The sequence below is a fragment of the Microbacterium invictum genome, from assembly GCF_034421375.1.
GTDB classification, from domain to species: Bacteria; Actinomycetota; Actinomycetes; order Actinomycetales; family Microbacteriaceae; genus Microbacterium; species Microbacterium invictum_A.
Map to the genome: position 1 here is coordinate 423,461 of NZ_CP139779.1, position 20,353 is coordinate 443,813.

Below are 20,353 nucleotides of genomic sequence, written 5' to 3' on the forward strand. Positions count from 1 at the left end.
AAAAGCATAGACCACCATCTATCAATTCTCTAGGCGGCGGTCTCCGCGAGTGAGCTCAGGAGGTCGCGCACACGCGCCTCGATGTCGTTCCGGATGCGACGGACGGCCTCGGCCGGCTTTCCGACCGGATCCTCGATCTCCCAGTCGAGGTAGCGGCGTCCGGGGTAGACCGGGCACGCGTCGCCGCATCCCATCGTGATGACCCAGTCCGCCGCCCGCACGGCCTCATCGCTCAGGGGCTTGGGGAATTCTCCGCCCAGCGGCACCCCGATCTCGTCGAGCGCGTGGACGATCGAGGAGCGCACGTCGGCCGCGGGGGCAGAGCCCGCGGTCTTCACGATGACGCGGTCGCCGGCGAGTTGGCGGACGATCCCCGCGGCGATCTGCGAGCGGCCGGCGTTCTGCACGCAGACGAACAGCACGGTCGGGCGGTCGGGCGCGTGCCCCTCGATGCGGGTGAGATCGTCGAGTCGGGATGCGGCGAACGCGGCCGTTCGCGAGGTCTCCAGCGCCGGGCGGCCGGCCACGGTGAGCAGCCGATGACTGTCGGTGACGTAGCGGGCGACCGTCTCGGGGCTGAACACCCCGCGGTAGCGGGCGGTGAGGTCGTCGATCACGCGCGAGAGATCGGCTTCGCCTGAGGCGGTCGCGGGCCCGAGGAGAGCCGAGACGCGCTCTTCGTGTGCCGGGTCGAGGGAGTACCACACCCGCCTCCCGTCCTTCTCGCGGCGCACGATCCCCTCGTCGTGGAGCGCGGCCATGTGATGGCTGACGGTGGGCTGGCGCAGGCCGAGAGACTCCGCGACCCGTCCGACGAGCACGCGGCCGTCGGCGCTGTCGCGGATCATCCGCACGATCCGTGCGCGGGTCGGGTCAGCGAGGAGCGTCAGCCCCGCGTCATCCGTTCCCATACTCATAGACGGCAGTCTATGCGCCGCTCGCCGCACGGATGTCGGTGAATCCACCGTTTGTCGGATGCTGCCGGCCCAGCCGTCCGACGATGACGCGGATCTCCGACGGACGGTCGCGTCACCGGGGGTGGCGAGAGCGAGGCTCAGAGGCCGTTGCGGGCCGATCGGCGCTCCAGGAGCACCGTCGAGCGCCACTGACCGGCGTGCGGACCGTTCGTCGACTGCGCGATGTGCTCGCGGGTGCCGACGACCCGGAATCCGGCGCGCTCGTGGAGGCGGAGGCTCGCGGTGTTCTCGGGGAAGATGCTCGACTGCACCGTCCAGTACCCGGCCGCGTCGGCGGCATCCAGGAATGCCTGGAGGAGCACGGCACCGATCCGGCGGCCCCGGAATAGGGAGTCGACGTACACCGAGTGCTCGATGACGCCGCGGTAGACCTCGCGTGCCGAGACGCGGGAGGCGGCCACCCACCCGGCCACCTCGCCGTCGAGCTCGGCGACGAGCCGTGGGTGCGCGATCTTGCCCGAGTCGAACTGCTCCCACGACGGCGTCGTGCTCTCGAACGTCGCCTCTCCCTCCGCGATGCCCTCGGCGAGGATCGCCTCGACGCGCGGCCAGTCCGACGCCGTCATCGCCCGCACCGAGATCATCAGCAGCAGGAACCGCCGACATCCGTGGAGCAGACGCCGGTCGTCGGCAGGGTGAGCGAGACCGTCGTCGCTGCGGCCATGTCGCCGGCGATCCACGCCGTGATGGAGCGCACCTGCTCGTAGCCGGTCGCGAGGAGGAACGTCGGTGCGCGACCATAGGACTTCATTCCGGCGAGGAAGAAGCCGGGCTCGGGATGCCGCAGCTCGGCGAATCCGTGGGGCTCGACCGTGCCGCAGGTGTGCACGTTCGGATCGATCAACGGGGCGAGGCGCCGCGGGGCCTCGACGATGTCGTCGAGATCGAGCCGGATCTCGCGGAGCATGTCGAGGTTCGGGCGGAAGCCGGTCGCGGCCACGACGAGGTCGGTGACGTGGTGTGCGGGTTCGCCGCGACGGGTGCCGATCACGCGGATCCCGTCGCCGTACGGTGCGACCCGCGAGATCTCGAACGAGTCCACGCGGCGGATGCGACCGGTGTCGACGAGCGCGTCGACCCGCGAGCCCAGACGCGCCCGGTCGGCGAGCTCGTCGTCGGGAGAGGTGGTGACCCGGACGGCGCCCGCGTTGCGGATCAGCCACGTCACCCGGGTCTCGGGCTCTTCGTCGGCCAGCGCCGCGAGGGCGAGGAGGGTGTTCGCCGCGGAGTGCCCGGCGCCCACGACCGTGACGTCGCGGCCGGTGAGTCGGGCGCGATCGGCGCCGGCGACGTCGGGGAGGGCGTGCAGGATGCGGTCGGAGACCTCGGCGGTGCCGAGCGGGTCGAGGCCCGAGGAGGCGAGGGGGTTCGGGGTCGTGTACGTGCCCGAGGCGTCGATCACCGCTCGCGCGGCGAGGTCGACGATCTCGCCGCCACGGTCGATGCGCAGGAGGAACGGGGTGTCGGCGCGACCGGCGGTCCGGGTGCGGTCCATGCCCTCGCGGGCGACCGCGGTCACGCGCGTGCCGTAGTGCACGTGCGGGGCGATCTCCTCGAGCGCGGCGAGCGGCTCGAGCAGTCGGTCGGCGAGTTCGTGGCCGGTGGGTGCGGTGTCGAGGTCTGCGGGGGCCGTCCAGCCGTTCCGTTCGAGCAGGCGCTGCGCGGCGGGGTCGACGAGGTGGCGCCAGGGGGAGAAGAGGCGGGTGTGTCCCCAGAGCCGTACGCCGGATGCCGGGGCGGGGCCCGCCTCGAAGACGTCGAACGCGATGCCGCGCTCGGCCAGGTGCGCGGCGGCGGCGAGCCCGATCGGTCCGGCGCCGATGATCGCGACGGGGAGGGTGGCCAGGCGCGGCGTCGTGCGGGTGCGCGGAGCGAGGTCGAGGAGTGTCATCCCGGAACCTTCCATATCGATGAACGTCGATTCAGTATGGAGGGGTCTATCGATGGTTGTCAATATTGATTAGTATCGATGCATGCCCGCCTCCCTGCCCCTCCTCGACGTCCCCGCGGCGGTCTGCTGTGCACCCCTGACGCGTGAGCCGCTGGGGCCCGAGGATGCCGAGAATCTGGCGTCGCAGCTGAAGGCGCTCGCCGATCCGGCCCGGCTCCGACTCCTGTCGATCGTGGCGTCCTCTCCCGATCAGGAAGCCTGCGTCTGCGACCTCATCGAACCGCTGGGTCTCGCTCAGCCCACGGTCTCGCACCATCTGAAGGTGCTGACGCGCGCGGGCTTTCTCTCCCGCTCCCAGCGGGGGACGTGGGCGTACTATCGGCTTCAGCCCGAGGCGCTGCCCTCGATCGCGGCGGTCCTCACGGCTCCCTGACGCGCGGCGCGGGCGGATGTCAGGGGCGCCGGGGGCGCAGGCCCTCGAGGGCCTGCGCAAGAACCGCGTCGGCCAGGGAATCGGCATCGAGTGCGCCGCCCGGGCGGTACCACTCGGTCAGCGAATTCACCATGCCGAACACCAGGCGGGTGGCGACGGCCGGGTCTACGTCGGGGCGCAGCATCGCCTCGTCCTGGGCGCGGGTCACGACCTCGGTGACGCGGTGGTCGAAGGCGCGGCGGCGCTCGAGCGCGGCCTGTTCGACGGGTCCGTTGCCGCGCACGCGCAGCAGCAGCGTGACCTCGGGAAGCTTCTCCACGAGGACGCCGACGGCGCCCCGAATTACCCGCTCGAGCTGCGCGCCCGCTTCGGCGGCCGGTTCGTCGAAGACACCCTCGAGGGCGGTGAGGGCGTCGTCGAGGGCGAGGCCGAGCAGCTCGTCCTTCGAGGAGAAGTGGTGGTACAGCGCAGACTTCGTCACGCCGAGTCGGTCGGCGAGATCGGCGACCGAGGTCGCGTCGTACCCCTTCTCGATGAAGAGGGCGACGGCGACGGCGAGCACGTGTTCGCGGTCGTTCCCCGGCCGCCCGCGCCGCCCGCGCGGCGCGGCGTCGGCGGCCGCGGTGTCGCTCGTCACCTGCTCACTCTCGCATCTTCCCGCTCCATGGGCGAGCGACCGCGCGTTTCGTCTCGTCGCTTCGCTCCTCGCTCGACGACCGGGGGGATCGTTGCGGGCGGAACCGCCGCCTGACAGAATTACTGAACGATCGGTCTGCAACACGTTCGCGACGAAGCGGAAGGCCCCGGATGACCCGCTCACCCCTGCGCGTCGAGCACGCCTCCGACTGGACCGTCGTCACCCTCGACCGCCCCGAGGTGCGCAACGCCATCGACCAGGCGACCGTCGATGCGCTGCACACGGTCTGCGCCGACCTCGAGCATGAACCCCGGACGTTGATCGTCACCGGCTCGGGCGGCATCTTCGCCTCGGGCGCCGACATCGCCGAGCTCCGCGTCCGGCGCGCCGCCGACGCCCGCCGGGCGATCAACCAGGCGGTCTTCATGCGTGTGCGCGCCCTCCCCATGCCCGTCATCGCCGCACTCGACGGCTATGCCCTGGGCGGCGGGGCCGAGCTCGCCTACGCCGCCGACATCCGCATCGCCACGCCCTCGGTCAAGATCGGAAACCCCGAAACCGGCCTCGGCATCATGGCCGCCGCCGGGGCGACCTGGCGCCTTCCCGCGATCGTCGGCGAGGCGCGCGCGGCCGAGATGCTCCTCACCGGCCGCATCCTCGACGCCGACGAGGCGCTGTCGTGGGGGCTCGTGTCGGCGCTGCATCCGGCGGATGAGCTCCTGGCCGCCGCGCACGCGCTCGCCGATCGCATCGCCCGCAACGACCCGCTCGCCACCCGGTACACCAAGCAGGTGCTGCAGACCGAACCCCTCGACCAGCCCGCGCTCGTGAACGAGCTCCAGGCCGAGCTGTTCGAGAGCCCCGAGAAGATCCGCCGCATGACCGCCTTCCTGGAACGGAGAGCCCGATGACGGATGCCGCTGAGCCCGCGCCCCGCCCCGACGCGCCGACCGGCCCGATCGCCCCGCCCTCGCGGGTCGGCGTGCTCGGCGGCGGTCGGATGGGCTCCGGGATCGCGCACGCGTTCCTCCTGGCCGGGTCAGAGGTCACGGTCGTCGAGCGGGACGCCGAGGCCGCCGAGGCCGCACGCGGCCGCATCCTCGCGAGCGTCGCCGATTCCATCCGCCGGGGGGCGACCGATCGCAGCCAGGCGGCGCTCGCGGCATCCGTCCATCTCTCCACCGACGTGAGCGACCTCGCCGGGGCGGGCCTCGTCGTCGAGGCGGTGCCCGAAGACCGCGACCTGAAGCGCGACGCCCTCGCGCGCATCGAGGCGGTCATCGCGCCCGACGCCGTGCTCGCCAGCAACACCTCGTCGATCGGCCTCGCCGCACTCGCGGGCGCCTTGCGCGACCCCGCTCGCTTCCTCGGGCTGCACTTCTTCAACCCGGTGCCCGCGTCCCGGCTCGTCGAGATCGTCGTCGGCGACGTGACTGCGGCCGGCGTCGTGGAGAGCGCGCGCGGGTGGGTCGAGGCGCTCGGCAAGACGCCGATCGTGGTCGCCGACGCCCCCGGTTTCGCGTCGAGCCGGCTCGGGCTGGCGCTCGCGCTCGAGGCGATCCGCATGGTGGAGGCCGGGGTCGCGAGCCCCGCCGACATCGACGCGGCCATGGAGCTCGGCTACCGCCACCCCGCGGGGCCCCTCCGCACGACCGACCTCGTCGGACTCGACGTCCGCCTCGCGATCGCCGAAGAGCTGCACGCCACTCTCGGTGACCGCTTCGCCCCGCCCGACCTGCTGCGCCGCATGGTCGCCGACGGCCGCCTCGGCCGCAAGACCGGGCGCGGCTTCTACGAATGGAGCACGCCGTGACCGACATCCTCCCCAGCTATATCCGCGACGGCTGGTGGGCGCCGGAGGAGGATCCGGATGCCGCGGTGGTGCGCGACGCCTCGACCGGCGAGCCGGTGGTGCGCCTGAGCACCCGCGGCCTCGACCTGCCCGCCGCACTGGACCATGCCCGTACCGCCGGGCAGGAGCGCCTCGGCGCGCTGACCTTCCACCAGCGGGCGGTGCTGCTGAAGGAGTTCGCCCTCGTTCTGCAGGAGCGCAAGGAGGAGCTCTATGCGCTGTCCGAGCGCGCGGGCTCCACGCGGCGCGACTCGCTCAGCGACGTCGACGGCGGCATCGGCGTGCTCTTCACCTATTCGTCGAAGGGACGCCGGGAACTGCCGAACGCGAAGGTCTACGTCGACGGGCCGGTCGAGCCGCTGTCGAAGGACGGATCGTTCCTCGGGCGGCACGTCTACACGCGCCTCCCAGGCGTCGCCGTGCAGATCAACGCCTTCAACTTCCCCGTGTGGGGAGCGCTGGAGAAGTTCGCCCCCGCCTTCCTCGCGGGCGTTCCCACCGTGGTCAAGCCCGCCTCGCCGACGGCCTACATCGCCGAGGCGTGGGTGCGCATGCTGGTCGAGACCGGGCGACTTCCCGCCGGGTCGCTGCAGCTGGTGAGCGGGCCGGTGCCCGACCTGTTCGGCGCGCTGCGGCTGGGCGACCTCGTCGGGTTCACCGGCAGCGCGACGACCGCAGCGCGCCTACGCGCACAGACCCCCGAGGGAGTGCGGTTCACCTCCGAGACCGACTCGATCAACGCCTCGGTGCTCGGCCCCGACGCCGCCCCCGGCACGCCGGAGTTCGACGCTTACGTGAAGCAGCTGCTGGTCGAGATGACCACGAAGGCGGGGCAGAAGTGCACCGCGATCCGCCGCGCGATCGTCCCCGCGGCGGCAGTCGACGCCGTCGTCGCAGCGCTCGGGGAGAAGATCGCCGAGAGGGTCGTGATCGGCGACCCGCGCGCAGCGGGCGTCACGATGGGTCCGGTCGTCTCGCGCGCGCAGCGCGACGAGGTGGTGCGGCAGGTGCGTGCGCTCCAGGATGCCGGCGGGCGCCTGCTTCTCGGCTCCCTCGACGCGCCCGAGGTCGTCCACGCCGACGGGGCGGTCGGGCCGGCACCCGAGGGTGCGTTCGTCGCGCCGATCCTCGTCGGGTTCGCGGATGCCACGGCGCCCGCTGTTCACGAGGTCGAAGCCTTCGGGCCGGTCGCGAGCGTGCTGCCCTACGCCTCCCTCGCCGAGGCCGCCGACCTCGTCGACCGCGGCGGCGGGTCGCTGGTGACCTCGGTCGCGACGAACGATCCGGATGTCGCGGTGGAGCTCATGACGCGGATCGCCGCGTTCAACGGTCGCGTCCTCTTCCTCAGCCGTGAGAACTCCCGCACCTCGACCGGGCACGGCGCGCCCGTCCCGCACCTGGTGCACGGCGGGCCCGGTCGCGCCGGCGGCGGTGAGGAGCTCGGCGGCATCCGGGCCGTTCTTCACCACATGCAGCGCACCGCCCTGCAGGGCTCACCCGAGATGCTCACCGCACTCACGGGCGTGTGGCATGCCGGCGCCGAGGCGCGGCCGGGCGGGACGCATCCGTTCCGCAGATCCCTCGCCGAGCTGCGGATCGGCGACCAGGTCGTGTCCGCGACGCGCAAGGTGGGCCTCGACGACATCGAGACCTTCGCCCGGTTCACGGGCGACACCTTCTACGCCCACATGGACGAGGAGGCCGCCGCCGCCAACCCGTTCTTCCCTGGCCGCGTCGCCCACGGGTATCTGCTGGTGTCGTGGGCCGCGGGCCTCTTCGTCGACCCGGCGCCGGGCCCGGTGCTCGCGAACTACGGCCTCGAGAACCTGCGGTTCGTCACGCCGGTGTCGCCGGGGGATGAGATCCGGGTCGTCCTCACCGCGAAGCAGATCACGCCGCGCGAGACCGACGAGTACGGCGAGGTGCGGTGGGACGCGGTCATCCGGAACCAGCGCGACGAGATCGTCGCGACCTACGACGTGCTCACCCTGGTCGCGAAGGAGGGGGCATCGGTGTGAGACGGATGCTGCAGCGGGATCGGGTCTTCGACGCCTTCGGGATGGAGGTGATCGTGGATGAGCCGGGGCGGGCGGTCATCAGGATGCGGGTGCGCGAGGACATGACGAACGGCTTCGCCATCACTCACGGCGGCGTGGTGTTCGCCCTCGCCGACACCGCCTTCGCCGTCGCGTGCAACGAGCCCGACGGACCCGTCACCGTGTCGGTCGGTGCCGACATCGTGTTCTTCCGCTCCACGAGGCCGGGCGATGTGCTCACCGCGGAGGCGCGCCACCGCGTGACCCGGGGGAGGACCGGGCTGTACGACGTCACGGTGACCGACGCCGAGGGTGAGGTGGTCGCGGAGTTCCGCGGGCACGCGCGCCGTACCGATCGGCGCCTCGACGACGCCTGACGCTCGCCCGCGGCCTCCGCTCGCCTGTCACGTTATGCGGTCGGGCGTAGCCGATTGCGACAGGCGAGCGGTGTGGGGTGGCAGCGCGAGTGGTTCGCCTGTCACGTTGTGCGGTCGGATGCGGCCGATTGCGACAGGTGAGCGGCGGTTGTGGGGGCGGCTGGTTGCCGTCGAGACGGCGGCCGCCTAGAATTACTGAACGAGCGGTCTGTAAAGGAGTCGACGATGACGGACCTCACCGCCGAGGAGCAGCACTTCGATGCGCTCATCGCCGCCGATCAGCGCATCGAGCCCCGCGACTGGATGCCCGACGCCTACCGGCGCACGCTCATCCGGCAGATCTCGCAGCACGCGCACTCCGAGATCATCGGCATGCAGCCCGAGGGCGGCTGGATCACCCGCGCGCCGAGTCTGAAGCGCAAGGCGATCCTCCTCGCCAAGGTGCAGGACGAGGCGGGGCACGGCCTCTACCTCTACTCCGCCGCCCAGACCCTCGGCATCACCCGCGACGAGATGACCGAGCAGCTCATCGACGGCAGAGCGAAGTACTCCTCGATCTTCAACTACCCAGCCCCCACGTGGGCCGACATGGGCGCGATCGGCTGGCTCGTGGACGGCGCGGCGATCTGCAACCAGGTGCCACTCTGCCGGGCGTCGTACGGCCCGTACGGGCGGGCGATGGTGCGCATCTGCAAAGAGGAGTCGTTCCACCAGCGGCAGGGCTTCGAGATCCTCCTCACCCTCATGCAGGGGACCGACGCGCAGCGGGCGATGGCGCAGGACGCGGTGAACCGCTGGTACTGGCCGTCGCTGATGATGTTCGGCCCGCCGGATGACGCCTCGCCGAACTCGGCGCAGTCGATGGCGTGGAAGATCAAGCGGTTCTCGAACGACGACCTGCGTCAGCGATTCATCGGGATGCTGGTGCCGCAGGCCGAGATCCTGGGGGTGACCCTGCCCGACCCCGAGCTGCGGTGGGACGAAGAGGCGCAGCGCTGGCACACCGGCGAGCTCGACTGGGACGAGTTCCGCGAGGTGCTCGCGGGGCGCGGTCCGCTCAACGCCGAGCGGCTGCGTCACCGGAAGGCGGCGCACGACGACGGCGCGTGGGTGCGCGAGGCGGCGGCGGCGTACGCGCAGAAGCGGGCAGCCCAGGCCGCGCCCAAGCGGGCGGTGGCGTGATGCCGACGCCGGGAGCCTCCGACCGCGAGACGTGGCCGATGTTCGAGGTGTTCGTCCGCTCCGGGCGGGGCCTCAGCCACGTCCATGTCGGGTCGCTGCATGCGCCCGATCCCGAGCTGGCGCTGCGGAACGCCCGCGACCTCTACACCCGCCGGGGCGAGGGCACGTCGGTCTGGGTCGTGCCGGCCGAGGCGATCACCACCAGCGACCCCGACGCGAAGGGCGCGTTCTTCGAGTCGTCGTCAGGGAAGAACTTCCGCCACGCGTCGTACTACACCGCGTCCGAGGGGGTGCCGCACCTGTGACCGGTCCTCACCCTCACGTCGAGCCTCATCCTCACGTCGACGTGGTCGAGCACGAGCTCGCCGCCGAGCTCCTCGGCGACGATGCGGCGCCTGCGTCGCGCGACGTCGCCGAGTACGCGCTGTGGCTCGGCGATGACGCCCTGATCCTCTCGCAGCAGCTCATGCAGTGGGTCGCGCGGGCTCCCGAGCTCGAAGAGGACGTCGCGCTCGCGAACATCGCGCTCGACCAGCTCGGCCACGCCCGTTCGCTCCTCCGCTACGCCGGCACTGCCGACGGCCGGAGCGAAGACGACCTCGCGTTCTGGCGTGACGACCTGCAGTTCCGGGCGGCGTGGCTCTTCTGCCTGCCCAACGGGGATTTCGCGCACACGATCGTCCGGCAGCTCGTCGCCGCGAGCTTCCAATTCGCCCTGTACTCCGCCCTGCAGTCCTCGGCCGATGCGACGCTCGCGGCGATCGCAGCGAAGGCGGTGAAGGAGGTCGAGTACCACCGCGACCACGCGGTGCAGTGGACGCTCCGGCTCGCGGGCGGCACGGACGAATCCCGGCGGCGGATGCTCGTCGCTCTGCGTGATACCTGGCCGTACGTCGACGAGCTCTTCCGCGACGAACCCGTGATCGACCGGCTCGAGGGCATCGCGGTGCGGCCGTCGGCGCTGCGCGCCGAGGTCGATCGGGTGCTCGACGCCGTCTTCACCGAGGCCGAGCTCGACCGCCCCGAGGTCGCGCCGTCGAGCGGAGGCGGCCGCCGCGGCATCCCGTTCCCCGCCCTCGGCGCCATCCTCGCCGAGATGCAGGTGCTCGCCCGTGCGCATCCGGGGGTGACATGGTGAGCGTGCGCGACGCCGCCGGCATCCGCCCCGCGCCCGACCTCGAGACCGCCCGTCGCACCGCCGGTGAGGTCGCCGACCCCGAGGTGCCGGTGCTCACCATCGCCGACCTCGGCATCCTCCGCGACGTCGCGGTCGACGGCGACGCGGTGACGGTGACGCTCACCCCGACCTACTCCGGATGCCCCGCGGTCGACGCGATCCGCGACGACGTCGTGCTGGCCCTCACCCGCGCGGGCTTCGCCCGCGTCGACGTGCGCCTGACGCTCGCGCCCGCGTGGACCACCGACTGGATGAGCGAGGACGGCAAGGCGAAACTCCGGGCCTACGGCATCGCCCCGCCGACGGGCCGCGCCGCGGTGCGCGGACCCATCCCCGTCACGCTCGGCGTGGCGTGCCCCCGCTGCGGCACGCTCCGCACCCGCGAGGTGTCGCGGTTCGGATCGACGGCGTGCAAGGCGCTGTACGAGTGCCAGGAGTGCGGCGAGCCCTTCGACCACTTCAAGGTGCACTGAGGAGTCGCCCTGTGAGTACCGCACGGGCGACCGACGACGTCGCCGAGACCCTCCTCGCCAATGCCCGCGGGGGCGCCGGAGCGCGCCGACGGGCCCGCTTCCACTCGCTCGCTGTGAGCGGGGTGCGCCGGCTCACCGACGACGCGGTCGAGGTGACGTTCGCCGTGCCGCCCGAGCTCGACGACGAGTACGCCTTCCTCCCGGGTCAGCACGTCGCCCTGCGCGCACATGTCGAGGGCGAGGAACTGCGCCGGTCGTACTCGCTGTGCCGTCCCCCGACGCCGGGCTCCATCAGCGTCGCGATCAAGCGGGACGCCGGCGGCCGATTCTCCACGTGGGCGCAGACCGGCCTCGGGCCGGGCGACCGCATCGACGTGATGAGCCCGCAGGGCTCGTTCACGTCGTCGCTTGCAGACCTCGACGGCGCCCACGTCGCCGGGATCGCCGCGGGCTCGGGCATCACCCCGATCATGGCGCTCGCCACCGTGATGCTCGGCCGATCGACGTCGTCGCGCTTCACGCTGGTCTACGCCAACCGCTCGTCGGCCGACGTGATGTTCCTCGACGATCTCGCCGACCTCAAGGACCGCTATCCGACGCGTCTGGCGGTGCATCACGTGTTCTCGCGTGAGGAGCGGGCAGCCCCGCTGCTGTCGGGTCGGCTCGATGACGCGCGCATCCGTGGCATCCTCTCGAATGTCGTCCTCCCCGACACGGTGGACGAGTGGTTCCTCTGCGGACCGCTGGAGCTGGTCGACCGATGCCGCACGGCATTGACGGATGCTGGGGTGTCGCGCGAGCACGTGCGCTTCGAGCTGTTCACGACCGGGGCCGAGGGTGCTGCGCGGGTGTCCGCCGCCGCGCCGCCGCAGCGACCCCGTGCGGATGAGCCCGTGCGTCGCATCGATCTGCGCCTCGACGGTCAGAGCGCGAGCGTCGCGTCGCCCGTCCACGCGCGCGAGACGGTGCTCGCCGCGGCGCTGCGCGTGCGCCCCGATGCGCCGTACTCGTGCTCGGGAGGCGTCTGCGGCACCTGTCGGGCGCGCCTCGTCGACGGCGCGGTCACGATGGACGAGAACTACGCGCTCGAGCCCGATGAGATCGCCGCGGGCTACATCCTCACGTGCCAGTCGCGCCCCACGACCGAGCGGGTAGTCGTCGACTACGACGTCTGACGTCGCTCGGAGCGCGTCCATTTCTCGTTCATCCGTCACAGATGTACGCCTTGGGGCCTTCAGGCGTACATCTCCGACGAATGAAGGGTGGGTTGAGGTTGCGAGCCACGAGCGCGGGTCCCCGGGCCGGATGCCGCCGTGCCTGCGTGCACCGCGGCCGCCCGCTCGCAGCATCCTGCGTCCGAGGATGCCCCGACCTCTCCTTCATTCGTCGCAGATGTACGCCTTTGGGGCCTTCAGGCGTACATCTCCGACGAATGAAGGAGGGGGAGGGCGGGGTTCCCCCGCTCGCGCGGGCGGCCCGGCGCAGCCGCGTCAGAGCAGGTCGTCGCGGGCGCGCAGCGCCGCGGCGCCGAGGAGCGGCCCGTCCGCCGACAGACCCGAGGGCCGGACGAGGACCGGCCGGGTGCGGGGGAGCGCGCCCCACCGGATGACGGCGGCATCGACGAGGTCGAGATAGTCGGGGCGGACGCGTGAGAACCCGCCGCCGATCGCCACGACCTCGAGGTCGACCAAGGCGGACACGCTCGCGATCGCCTGTCCGACGGCCTCGGCGGATCGCCGGGTGGCCGCATCGGCGACCGGGTCGCCGGCGGCGAAGGCGGCAGCCAGGTCTTCTCCGGTCTCACCCTGCCAGCCCCGACGGCGGGCCCAGGCCACCGTCGCGGGGCCGGATGCCGTCTCCTCCAGCGTCGTCCCGAAGGCTTCGTCCCCGGCACCCGCGCCACCCGCATGACCCAGACCCGCGCCACCCGGACCCCCCGGGTCCACGACATGGAGCTGACCGATGTGTCCGGCGTTGCCGGTCGTCCCCGACAGCAGCCGCCCGTCGACGATGAGTCCGCCGCCGACACCGGTCGAGACGACCATGCCGAGCGATGTGGAAGCTCCGCGCGTCGCGCCGAGCCAGTGCTCGGCGAGGGCGATGCACGTGCCGTCGAGCCGCAGGGTCGCGGGCGCACCCGCGGCGGCCTCGACCAGGTCGCGCAGCGGAAACTCGCGGATCTCCGGCAGGTTGAGCGGGCTGACGCTGCCCCGGTCCAGGTCGATCGGGCCGGCGGCGCCGACACCCGCGCCGGCGACCGGGTCGGGCGCGCTGGCGAGCGTCGCGGCGACGAGCGACCGGATGACTGCCGTCAGGGCGTCGACGCCGATCGAGCGGCCCGTCGCCTGCCGATGCCGTGAGCCGGGCATCACCGCTCCGCGTCCCCGGTCGTCGACCACGACCAGGGCGGCCTCGGCTTTCGTGCCGCCCAGATCCACGGCCAGGTACACGTCGTTCGTCACGGCTCACACGTTATCGCGCCCGGCATCTGCTTTAGTCGCTAAAGTAAATCCCATGACCACCATCGCCCTCTTCGGCGCGACCGGCAAGACCGGGCGACGCGTGCTCGACCGCTCGCTCGCCGCCGGCCACACCGTCCGCGCCCTTGTTCGAGACCCCCATGCGCTCCTTGTGACCTCCCCGCGCCTGACCGTCGTCCCCGGCGACGTCCGCGACCCCGCCGCGGTCGCCGAGACCGTGCGGGGAGCGGATGTCGTCCTGAGCCTGTTCGGACAGGTGAAGGGTTCACCGCCCACCCTTCAGACCGACGGCACCCGCGTGATCGTCGAGGCGATGCACGAGGCCGGCGTCACCCGCATCGTCACACTTTCGGGCGGGGGGCTCCGCGACGAAGAGCACGATCGCCCGAAGACGGCGGACCGCGTCATCCGATTCCTCTTGAAGACGCTCTCGGGGCCCGTGCTCGCCGATGCGGAGGGCCATCTCGCGGTGCTGCGCGCGTCGGGCCTGGACTGGACCGTGGTGCGCGGTCCGCGCCTCACCGAGAAGCCCGGCGTCCGCAGCTACCGCGTCGGATGGGTCGGCGTGAACGCCAGCACGCAGATCAGCCGCGACGACCTCGCCGACTTCATCCTCACGCAGGTCGACGACCGCACCTTCGTCGGGTCGATGCCGTTCGTGAGCGCATGAGGACGGATGACCGCGACGTGGCCATCGGCAGGGTGCTCGAAGGAGTCGTCTCGGCCCGCCGGCTGCTCGGCGACGCCCGGCGGCGCCCCTTCGCCTCGCTGATGCTCACGAGCTCGCAGCTGGAGGCGCTCTTCGTGCTCACCCACGCGGCGGAGCCGATCACCCCGAGCGCACTGGCCCAGCGGCTCGGGGTCACCGCCGGCGCGGTCACCCAGCTCCTCGACGGCGTGAAGCGAGCCGGCCTCGTGGAGCAGGCCGCGCATCCGGATGACGCGCGCTCCCGCGTCATCCGACTCACGGCGTCTGCGCGCGCCGAGGTCGACGTCTTCGAGGCCGGGGTGGTCGCCGAGATGCGGCCGCACTTCGCGGATCTCTCGACGTCGGAGCTGAACCAGCTCGCCGCTCTGCTCGGGCGGGTCGGTCGTGAGTGACGCCGGAGCCGGCGCGGTCCTCGTGACGGGCGCGACCGGAACGGTGGGGTCATCGGTCGTCGCCGAACTGCGCGCCCGAGGTGTGGCCGTGATCGCCGCCGTGCGGGATCCCTCGACGCCGGCGGCTCGGGCGCTCGGCGTGCCGCTCCGCCCGTTCGACTTCGACGGCTCTGCGAGCCGCGCTGCGGAGGCGATGGAGGGTGTCGACCGGCTCTTCCTCCTGCGGCCCCCGCCGATCGCCGACGTCGCGACCCACCTCTTCCCGGTGATCGACGCGAGCCGCGCTCGTGGGGTGCGCCAGGTCGTCTTCCTCTCGCTCCAGGGTGTCCAGTTCAATCGCCGCACCCCGCATCACGCCGTGGAGGCCTACCTGAGACGGACCCGGACCCCGTCGACGTTCCTGCGACCGAACTTCTTCATGCAGAACCTCTCGTCGGTCCACGCGGCCGAGATCCGCGCCGACGACGAGGTCTTCGTCCCTGCGGGGCGATCGCGTACCGCTTTCATCGATGCCCGCGACATCGGCCGGGTCGCCGCGCAGGTCTTCACCGAGCCCGGCCACATCGGCAGGGCGTACACGCTCTCGGGCGAGCAGTCCCTGGGCTATCGCCGCGTCGCGCTCATCCTCAGCGACGTGCTGGGCAGGCCGATCCGCTACGCGCGCCCGAGTGAGGATGACTACCTCGAACGTCTGCGGCGGAACGGGGCCTCACCCGAGTACCTCGCGGTGCAGCGGATGATCTACCGCATCGTGCGCGCCAACGTCTCAGCGCTGCCCAACCGGACGGTGCGTCGACTCACCGGGCGCCCCGCCACCACCTTCCGGCAGTTCGCTCTCGATCACCGCGATGCCTGGATGCCCGACGGACCCGGTGGCGGCCTCCAGCCAGGCCCAGAGGCGTGACTGGCGACCGGCGTCATAGGTGACGGGCTCGGCGCTGGTCTCGCGGCCGATCTCGATGTAGGCGTCATGCCGGTCGGCGTGCCGATCGCCCAGGGCGAGGTCGGCGACGTGTCGCGCGGTGCCCCGCGGGGTGGTCGCGCCTGGGAGGATCGACATGGCGGGCATGATGCGACGCCACACCCAATCCATGTACGCCGGCATCCCGCGCACCAGCCCGGTGCCCGCGACCAGGCCCGGGTCGTAGACGTTCAGGCGCCGCCCGGAGGCGGCGAAGCGCTCGGCCCAGGGGTGCGCCAGGGTCACGAGGGCCAGCTTGCTCGTCGCGTAGGCGACACCGCCGCGCTCGCGCTCGGCCCGGAATCCGCGGCGAGGAGTGTCGTCCACGCGGGCCAGGTCGGCAGGATCCTGCCACACCGGGTCGGGCACGAGCCCGAACGACTGCCGCTTGCCGCGATGGGTGGAGGAGCCGAACAGGATGGCGTGGCCCGCCGACGCGAGCGCCCCCTCGAGCCCCGCGAGGAGCACATGCTGCGCGACGACGTTGATCGCGAAGGTGAGCTCCCATCCCTGCGCGCTGACGTGCCGGCGATCGAGGAGCTGCCCTCCGGCGTTGAGGATCGCCGTGTCGATCGGAGGCACCGCCCCGGAGCGGACGAGATCGGAGACCTCTCGGGTGGCGCGGGTGACCGAGGCGAGATCCGCGAGGTCGAGAGTGATGCCGTGCGCGTCGCTGCCGGCATCCCAAGCGCCTGCCACCGCCTCGTCGAGGGCACGACGGTCGCGGGCGAGAAGGATGAGTCGGGGATGCCGGGGGTCGGCGCGCAGACGCTCGTAGACCGCCTGGCCGATTCCGCGGGTGGGGCCGGTAAGGAGCACTGTCGGCGTGATGTCAGTTTCTGTCATGACTCAAGCGTAGGCGATGTCATGATGTGACACAAGAGTAGGGTGGGTTCATGCCCCGCTGGCCTGAGGACTCCCGCGATCGACTCGTCGCCGCCGCCGTGTCGCTCTTCGCCGATCACGGATTCGGGGCGACGACCGTCGATCAGATCGCCGAGAGCGCGGGGGTGACGCCGCGGACGTTCTTCCGGCACTTCCGCGACAAGGAGGAGGTGCTGTTCGCCGAGGACGACCGGCTGCTGCCGCTGCTTCTCTCCGCCATCGCCGCCCCGGCGGCGCCTCTCCGCGCTGACGACCTCATGCGGCACGCGCTGGGCGCCCTGGCCGACGCCATGGAGCCCGAGCGCGACCGGCTCCGCGTCCGGCACGCCATCATCCGCACCGACGTGGCGTTGACGGGAAGGGAATTGGCGAAGCAGGCCGCCTGGCAGCCGCAGATCGCCGCGGCGATCGCGGAGCGCGGATTCCGCCCCGCCGACGCGGAGCTCCTGGCCGCGATCGGGTTCGCGCTGTATCGCACGGCGTTCGTCGCCTGGCTGGAGGACGACGACCCTGAGCCGCTCCGCGAGCGCGTTGATCGCGCCCTGCCGTCCGCCCGCTCGGTGATGGACCTCGCCCCCGGCGGCTGACACCCGCCGCTCCGGCCGCGCGTCAGCCCGACCGGACTGCGGTCAGAGGCTCTCCAGAAGCGACCGGATGCGACGGGCGCGCGTCGCCGCCGTGGCCGCGCCGTCCACCGGCACGAGCTGACGGCGGCGGGTGGCGGGCGGCAGCAGGTCCCACCGCTCGCGAAGCCCGGCGTCGGCGAGAGCCTCGGCGAGATCATCCGGCACCGGCACCTCGTCGGGGTCGACGGGGGCGAGCCATCCCGTCACCGGATCACCGACCTCCAGGCGCAGCCGCCGCAGCAGCGAGGAGCCGGCCCACACGAAGGTGTCGTCGATCACCGGGGCGCGGGTGAGCGCGAGGTTCACCGCGACACCCTCGAGCTCCCCGGCCACGCGCCGGGTTCCGACCTCGTCGGCGGCTCTGACGAGGTCGACGGGTACGCGCAGCACGGTGTAGCGCGATCGCCCCCAGACCATCGGCTCGATGAACCCCGTCACGTCGCGACGCCCGCCCAGGAGCGGCCAGGACTCGCCCATGTCATCCTCCGTCGCCGCGTCCGTCGTCCCGCGGACGGACGGTGCGGTCGGACTCTACCGGTCGAGGCGGTGCGGCGATACTGTGACCTCACCCCACCTCGCCGAAGGGGATGCCGTGACATCGTCCGCCGCTGAGCCGGTCGCCTCCATGCCCTCGGGCGTGCGTCTGCGCATCGAGAGCGAGGCGTTCTACGCCTTCGTCGCGGCGGCCCTCGCCGGCGGAATCCTCGGGCTGCTCCTCGGGGCGCTCGGCCCGTCACGTCCGCTGTCGGGCCCCGGATCGTTCGGCTGGGTCGCCGCCGCGGCCTGCGCGGTCGCCGCGGCCGGGGCCGCCGGGGTCGGCTACTGGCGCGCCCGTCGCGAACGCGGCCAGGAATGGCGCCTCGCCCTGTCGTCGTGGCGATTCAGCGTCAACGCCGTCGCCGTCGCGGTCGTGCACGCGGCCCTGGCGACGCTCGCCGCGCTCGTGGTCTTCCTCGTCCTCAGCGCGGGGCTGCGCGGCTGGACGGTGACCACCTTCTGGTCCGCCGTGCTGCTCGGGGCCGCTCCGGCCGTCACGGCCTATCTGGTCTACCTGTCTGCGTCGAAGATGACCACCCAGCGCATGTCGTCGCTGCTGCTCGTCTTCGTCGTGACCGGCACCCTCACGGCCATGGTCACGACCCCCGATCCGCTCTGGTGGGAGATCCACTTCAGTCACCTGGGCACCTTCTGGGATCTCTCGAGCGTCGTGTTCAACGGCACGCTCATCGTCGGCGGCCTCCTCGTCACGGCGTTCTCGGTCTATGTCGCCCACGACCTCGCCGCGGTCGCGACAGCGGGACGGCTCGACGCCGCGGCACGCTGGCGGATCGTGCCCACGCTCTTCGTCGTGATGGGGATCATGCTCGCGGGCGTCGGTGCCGTTCCGGTGTCTCTCAGCGTGCTCGTGCACAACCTGTGCGCGATGGGACTCGCGGCGATGTTCCTTGCGCTCCTCGTCGGCGGCCCCTGGCTGCTGCGGGGCCTGCCGCGCGCGTACTTCTTCGCTGCGACCCTCTTCCTCGTCGCCCTGCTGATCTCGCTGGTGCTCTACGTGGTCGGGTTCTTCGGCCTCACCGCCTTCGAGATCGTGGTGTTCGCCCTCATCTTCGGCTGGATCGCCGTGTTCATCCGGTTCCTCACCGCCGATCGGCCCATCGAGGCCGCCGACGCGCTGGCGTGACCGCGTCGATCTGCGGATGTCCTGCATCCGTTCGAGAGGGTGGGGACGAACAACTCTGTGACGGGGACGAGGGTGTCCGCCGGGCACCCCGGCCCGGCGGCGGCGAAAGGGGATCGGGATGGCGAAGAAGCTCACGGAGGCCACGGTCGTGGAGTACGACCGGATCGGCGACACCGACGTGCTGCAGGTGCGCACCTCGCCGCTCCGGCCCCCGGGTCGCGGCGAGGTGACCGTCGAGGTCATCACCGCGGGCATCAGCCATATCGACGGGTTCATCCGCAGCGGCCGAGAGGAAGCCTTCTCGCACGATCCGTTCCCACGTCGATCGGGCAGCGACTTCGCCGGCACGATCGTCGCCGTCGGCGAGGACGTCCACGGCTTCACCCGCGGAATGGATGTCGTCGGGCACGTCCGTGCCGGAGCGCACGCGTCGGCGCTCACGGTCCCGACGTCGGTGCTGGTGAAGAAGCCGCGCACCGTGTCGTGGGAGGCCGCCGGCGGACTCTTCCTCGCGGGCGCCACGGCGCTGGACATCCTCGATCAGGTGCGCGTCGGCGAGGGCGACACGGTCGTGGTGTCCGCCGCAGCCGGCGGCGTCGGCAGTCTCGAGGCGCAGATCGCCCGGCACCGCGGAGCGACGGTGATCGGCACGTGCGGCGACCGGAACTTCGACTACCTCCGACAGCTGGGCATCAAGCCGGTGCTCTACGGCCCCGGCATCGCCGACCGCATCCGCAAGGCGGCGGGAAAGCCCATCACGGCCATGATCGACAACTTCGGCCAGGACGGTCGCGCCCTGGCCGAAGACCTCGAGATCTCGCCCTCGCGCTACCGCTCCAGCGAAGACCGCCGCGACGCCGAAGTGCGGCTGCTGCAGGACGATCCCGAGTCGGTCGCGAAGGCGACGTCGCTGCTGGAGCGGGTGGCCCAGCTCGCCGAGAAGCGCGCGTTCACCCTGCTGGTGTCGGGACTGTACTCCCTCGACGACGTGGCCGAGGCGTACGCCGATTTGGGCAAGCTCCACGCCCGCGGCAAGGTGGTGCTCGCCACACGCCCGGTCACCACGGTGCGGACGTTGAAGGCGCGGGATGTCTGGGAGGCGGCCGGCTGAGCGACCCCGGAGCCCGCGCGGCGATGCGGACCCGTGTCACAGCCGCTCGCGCAGCGCCTGGCTCACCCACCGCGCGTACGACCGCCACGGATCGGCACTCCCGGGAAGTGCGTGGATGTGAGCGAGCAGCTCCGGCGCCGACGTGAACCACTCGCCCCCCTCGCGGAGGTGGGCGAAAAGACGGTGGCGTGACCGCTCGACGAGCCGGTCGCCGGGTTCGAAGGCGAGCAGCTCGTCGTGCCGGATCGCCCGCAGCCGAGCCCGCGGCTCTCGCGAGGTGCCGATCTTCACCCGGTCGGCGTAGCCGAGGTAGTAGACCACGTCGATGCGGGGCGGCGGGAGATCGGGATCGGGGACGTCGCCCGCTCTCCACTCGCACGCGGCGCAGAACCACGCCTCGGCGCGGCGTACCCCCTGCGGCTCACCGCACAGCACGCACGGCCCCGGCATCGCCCGACGGATCCCCATGGCGG

23 protein-coding genes and 1 pseudogene are annotated in these 20,353 nt (G+C 72.0%); 16 read left to right on the forward strand and 8 right to left on the reverse strand.

What is annotated here, in order from left to right; translation table 11 throughout:
- Window positions 1-29 precede the first annotated feature (29 nt).
- The 3 genes from T9R20_RS02100 to T9R20_RS02110 all read right to left on the reverse strand — a co-directional run bounded on the left by T9R20_RS02100 (window position 30) and on the right by T9R20_RS02110 (window position 2,868).
- Complete coding sequence (locus tag T9R20_RS02100) at window positions 30-917, reverse strand: metalloregulator ArsR/SmtB family transcription factor (RefSeq protein WP_322410909.1); 888 nt, start codon at window positions 915-917, stop codon at window positions 30-32.
- Between the two features lie 137 nt (window positions 918-1,054).
- Window positions 1,055-1,561 (reverse strand): N-acetyltransferase family protein, encoded by a 507-nt coding sequence (locus T9R20_RS02105; RefSeq protein WP_322410910.1) that lies wholly within the window; start codon window positions 1,559-1,561, stop codon window positions 1,055-1,057.
- A complete protein-coding gene (locus tag T9R20_RS02110; protein WP_322410911.1) occupies window positions 1,561-2,868 on the reverse strand; it encodes an NAD(P)-binding domain-containing protein in 1,308 nt (435 codons plus the stop codon). Before T9R20_RS02110 ends, T9R20_RS02105 begins: the two co-directional genes overlap by 1 nt.
- 82 nt (window positions 2,869-2,950) lie before the next feature.
- Between T9R20_RS02110 and T9R20_RS02115 the strand changes: the two genes are divergently transcribed.
- Window positions 2,951-3,301 (forward strand): metalloregulator ArsR/SmtB family transcription factor, encoded by a 351-nt coding sequence (locus tag T9R20_RS02115; RefSeq protein ID WP_322410912.1) that lies wholly within the window; start codon window positions 2,951-2,953, stop codon window positions 3,299-3,301.
- A gap of 19 nt (window positions 3,302-3,320) precedes the next feature.
- Here T9R20_RS02115 and T9R20_RS02120 read toward each other — a convergent pair whose 3' ends face one another.
- Entirely contained in the window at window positions 3,321-3,938 is a 618-nt protein-coding gene (locus tag T9R20_RS02120; protein WP_322410913.1) for a TetR/AcrR family transcriptional regulator, read from the reverse strand.
- A gap of 170 nt (window positions 3,939-4,108) precedes the next feature.
- Here T9R20_RS02120 and T9R20_RS02125 point away from each other — a divergent pair, with 170 nt between their 5' ends.
- From T9R20_RS02125 to paaE, 9 genes are all read left to right on the forward strand, one after another.
- Window positions 4,109-4,849 (forward strand): enoyl-CoA hydratase/isomerase family protein, encoded by a 741-nt coding sequence (locus T9R20_RS02125; RefSeq protein ID WP_322410914.1) that lies wholly within the window; start codon window positions 4,109-4,111, stop codon window positions 4,847-4,849.
- Window positions 4,846-5,751 (forward strand): 3-hydroxyacyl-CoA dehydrogenase family protein, encoded by a 906-nt coding sequence (locus T9R20_RS02130; protein ID WP_322410915.1) that lies wholly within the window; start codon window positions 4,846-4,848, stop codon window positions 5,749-5,751. The genes T9R20_RS02125 and T9R20_RS02130 overlap by 4 nt, the downstream gene beginning before the upstream one ends.
- On the forward strand, window positions 5,736-7,808 hold the full coding sequence (gene paaZ, locus T9R20_RS02135; protein WP_416182929.1) for a phenylacetic acid degradation bifunctional protein PaaZ: 2,073 nt from the start codon (window positions 5,736-5,738) through the stop codon (window positions 7,806-7,808). The genes T9R20_RS02130 and paaZ overlap by 16 nt, the downstream gene beginning before the upstream one ends.
- 5 nt (window positions 7,809-7,813) lie before the next feature.
- The gene (gene paaI, locus T9R20_RS02140; RefSeq protein WP_322410917.1) at window positions 7,814-8,203 is read left to right on the forward strand and encodes a hydroxyphenylacetyl-CoA thioesterase PaaI; all 390 of its coding nucleotides are present in this window, start codon (window positions 7,814-7,816) and stop codon (window positions 8,201-8,203) included.
- Between the two features lie 225 nt (window positions 8,204-8,428).
- Entirely contained in the window at window positions 8,429-9,385 is a 957-nt protein-coding gene (gene paaA / locus T9R20_RS02145; RefSeq protein ID WP_322410918.1) for a 1,2-phenylacetyl-CoA epoxidase subunit PaaA, read from the forward strand.
- Window positions 9,385-9,690, forward strand: coding sequence for a 1,2-phenylacetyl-CoA epoxidase subunit PaaB (gene paaB, locus T9R20_RS02150; RefSeq protein WP_322410919.1), 306 nt, complete (start codon window positions 9,385-9,387; stop codon window positions 9,688-9,690). Before paaA ends, paaB begins: the two co-directional genes overlap by 1 nt.
- The gene (gene paaC, locus T9R20_RS02155) at window positions 9,687-10,523 is read left to right on the forward strand and encodes a 1,2-phenylacetyl-CoA epoxidase subunit PaaC (protein WP_416182930.1); all 837 of its coding nucleotides are present in this window, start codon (window positions 9,687-9,689) and stop codon (window positions 10,521-10,523) included. Before paaB ends, paaC begins: the two co-directional genes overlap by 4 nt.
- Window positions 10,517-11,035 carry a 1,2-phenylacetyl-CoA epoxidase subunit PaaD gene (paaD, locus tag T9R20_RS02160; RefSeq protein WP_322410920.1) on the forward strand — a complete coding sequence of 173 codons (519 nt, stop codon included), beginning with the start codon at window positions 10,517-10,519 and terminating at the stop codon, window positions 11,033-11,035. The genes paaC and paaD overlap by 7 nt, the downstream gene beginning before the upstream one ends.
- 11 nt (window positions 11,036-11,046) lie before the next feature.
- Window positions 11,047-12,210 (forward strand): 1,2-phenylacetyl-CoA epoxidase subunit PaaE, encoded by a 1,164-nt coding sequence (paaE, locus tag T9R20_RS02165; protein ID WP_322410921.1) that lies wholly within the window; start codon window positions 11,047-11,049, stop codon window positions 12,208-12,210.
- Between the two features lie 315 nt (window positions 12,211-12,525).
- On the opposite strand, the gene T9R20_RS02170 is transcribed toward paaE, so the two are convergent.
- Window positions 12,526-13,497: an ROK family protein gene (locus T9R20_RS02170; RefSeq protein ID WP_322410922.1), complete on the reverse strand. Its 972-nt coding sequence runs from the start codon at window positions 13,495-13,497 to the stop codon at window positions 12,526-12,528.
- A 52-nt stretch (window positions 13,498-13,549) separates the two neighbouring features.
- Here T9R20_RS02170 and T9R20_RS02175 point away from each other — a divergent pair, with 52 nt between their 5' ends.
- The 3 genes from T9R20_RS02175 to T9R20_RS02185 are packed head-to-tail and all read left to right on the forward strand — an operon-like array spanning window position 13,550 to window position 15,520.
- Window positions 13,550-14,185, forward strand: coding sequence for an SDR family oxidoreductase (locus T9R20_RS02175; RefSeq protein WP_322410923.1), 636 nt, complete (start codon window positions 13,550-13,552; stop codon window positions 14,183-14,185).
- Window positions 14,182-14,616: a MarR family winged helix-turn-helix transcriptional regulator gene (locus tag T9R20_RS02180; protein WP_322410924.1), complete on the forward strand. Its 435-nt coding sequence runs from the start codon at window positions 14,182-14,184 to the stop codon at window positions 14,614-14,616. The genes T9R20_RS02175 and T9R20_RS02180 overlap by 4 nt, the downstream gene beginning before the upstream one ends.
- Entirely contained in the window at window positions 14,609-15,520 is a 912-nt protein-coding gene (locus T9R20_RS02185; protein WP_322410925.1) for an SDR family oxidoreductase, read from the forward strand. The genes T9R20_RS02180 and T9R20_RS02185 overlap by 8 nt, the downstream gene beginning before the upstream one ends.
- Before the next feature lie 528 nt (window positions 15,521-16,048).
- Here T9R20_RS02185 and T9R20_RS02190 read toward each other — a convergent pair.
- Window positions 16,049-16,423 (reverse strand): annotated as a pseudogene (locus tag T9R20_RS02190) (SDR family NAD(P)-dependent oxidoreductase); the annotation flags it as partial.
- 50 nt (window positions 16,424-16,473) lie between these two features.
- Here T9R20_RS02190 and T9R20_RS02195 point away from each other — a divergent pair.
- Window positions 16,474-17,049, forward strand: coding sequence for a helix-turn-helix domain-containing protein (locus T9R20_RS02195; RefSeq protein WP_322410926.1), 576 nt, complete (start codon window positions 16,474-16,476; stop codon window positions 17,047-17,049).
- A gap of 42 nt (window positions 17,050-17,091) precedes the next feature.
- On the opposite strand, the gene T9R20_RS02200 is transcribed toward T9R20_RS02195, so the two are convergent.
- The gene (locus T9R20_RS02200; RefSeq protein WP_322410927.1) at window positions 17,092-17,565 is read right to left on the reverse strand and encodes a YdeI/OmpD-associated family protein; all 474 of its coding nucleotides are present in this window, start codon (window positions 17,563-17,565) and stop codon (window positions 17,092-17,094) included.
- Between the two features lie 115 nt (window positions 17,566-17,680).
- Between T9R20_RS02200 and T9R20_RS02205 the strand changes: the two genes are divergently transcribed.
- Together T9R20_RS02205 and T9R20_RS02210 are read left to right on the forward strand one after the other, a co-directional pair.
- Window positions 17,681-18,769: a hypothetical protein gene (locus T9R20_RS02205; RefSeq protein WP_322410928.1), complete on the forward strand. Its 1,089-nt coding sequence runs from the start codon at window positions 17,681-17,683 to the stop codon at window positions 18,767-18,769.
- A 118-nt stretch (window positions 18,770-18,887) separates the two neighbouring features.
- Window positions 18,888-19,880, forward strand: a complete 993-nt coding sequence (locus T9R20_RS02210; protein ID WP_322410929.1) for an NADP-dependent oxidoreductase — start codon at window positions 18,888-18,890, stop codon at window positions 19,878-19,880.
- A gap of 36 nt (window positions 19,881-19,916) precedes the next feature.
- Here the strand turns inward: T9R20_RS02210 and T9R20_RS02215 are convergent, their stop codons facing one another.
- Window positions 19,917-20,348, reverse strand: a complete 432-nt coding sequence (locus T9R20_RS02215) for a GIY-YIG nuclease family protein (RefSeq protein WP_322410930.1) — start codon at window positions 20,346-20,348, stop codon at window positions 19,917-19,919.
- Between the last annotated feature and the right edge of the window lie 5 nt (window positions 20,349-20,353).

Coding starts and splice junctions, on each gene's coding strand:
- T9R20_RS02130 (WP_322410915.1), top strand. CDS start 4,846: ATGACGGATGCCGCTGAGCCCGCGCCCCGCCCCGACGCGCCGACCGGC.
- paaZ (WP_416182929.1), top strand. CDS start 5,736: ATGGAGCACGCCGTGACCGACATCCTCCCCAGCTATATCCGCGACGGC.
- T9R20_RS02110 (WP_322410911.1), bottom strand. CDS start 2,868: ATGACACTCCTCGACCTCGCTCCGCGCACCCGCACGACGCCGCGCCTG.
- T9R20_RS02115 (WP_322410912.1), top strand. CDS start 2,951: ATGCCCGCCTCCCTGCCCCTCCTCGACGTCCCCGCGGCGGTCTGCTGT.
- T9R20_RS02100 (WP_322410909.1), bottom strand. CDS start 917: ATGAGTATGGGAACGGATGACGCGGGGCTGACGCTCCTCGCTGACCCG.
- T9R20_RS02210 (WP_322410929.1), top strand. CDS start 18,888: ATGGCGAAGAAGCTCACGGAGGCCACGGTCGTGGAGTACGACCGGATC.
- T9R20_RS02180 (WP_322410924.1), top strand. CDS start 14,182: ATGAGGACGGATGACCGCGACGTGGCCATCGGCAGGGTGCTCGAAGGA.
- T9R20_RS02195 (WP_322410926.1), top strand. CDS start 16,474: ATGCCCCGCTGGCCTGAGGACTCCCGCGATCGACTCGTCGCCGCCGCC.
- paaA (WP_322410918.1), top strand. CDS start 8,429: ATGACGGACCTCACCGCCGAGGAGCAGCACTTCGATGCGCTCATCGCC.
- paaB (WP_322410919.1), top strand. CDS start 9,385: ATGCCGACGCCGGGAGCCTCCGACCGCGAGACGTGGCCGATGTTCGAG.
- T9R20_RS02175 (WP_322410923.1), top strand. CDS start 13,550: ATGACCACCATCGCCCTCTTCGGCGCGACCGGCAAGACCGGGCGACGC.
- T9R20_RS02125 (WP_322410914.1), top strand. CDS start 4,109: ATGACCCGCTCACCCCTGCGCGTCGAGCACGCCTCCGACTGGACCGTC.
- paaD (WP_322410920.1), top strand. CDS start 10,517: ATGGTGAGCGTGCGCGACGCCGCCGGCATCCGCCCCGCGCCCGACCTC.
- T9R20_RS02105 (WP_322410910.1), bottom strand. CDS start 1,561: ATGATCTCGGTGCGGGCGATGACGGCGTCGGACTGGCCGCGCGTCGAG.
- T9R20_RS02200 (WP_322410927.1), bottom strand. CDS start 17,565: ATGGGCGAGTCCTGGCCGCTCCTGGGCGGGCGTCGCGACGTGACGGGG.
- paaI (WP_322410917.1), top strand. CDS start 7,814: ATGCTGCAGCGGGATCGGGTCTTCGACGCCTTCGGGATGGAGGTGATC.
- T9R20_RS02215 (WP_322410930.1), bottom strand. CDS start 20,348: ATGGGGATCCGTCGGGCGATGCCGGGGCCGTGCGTGCTGTGCGGTGAG.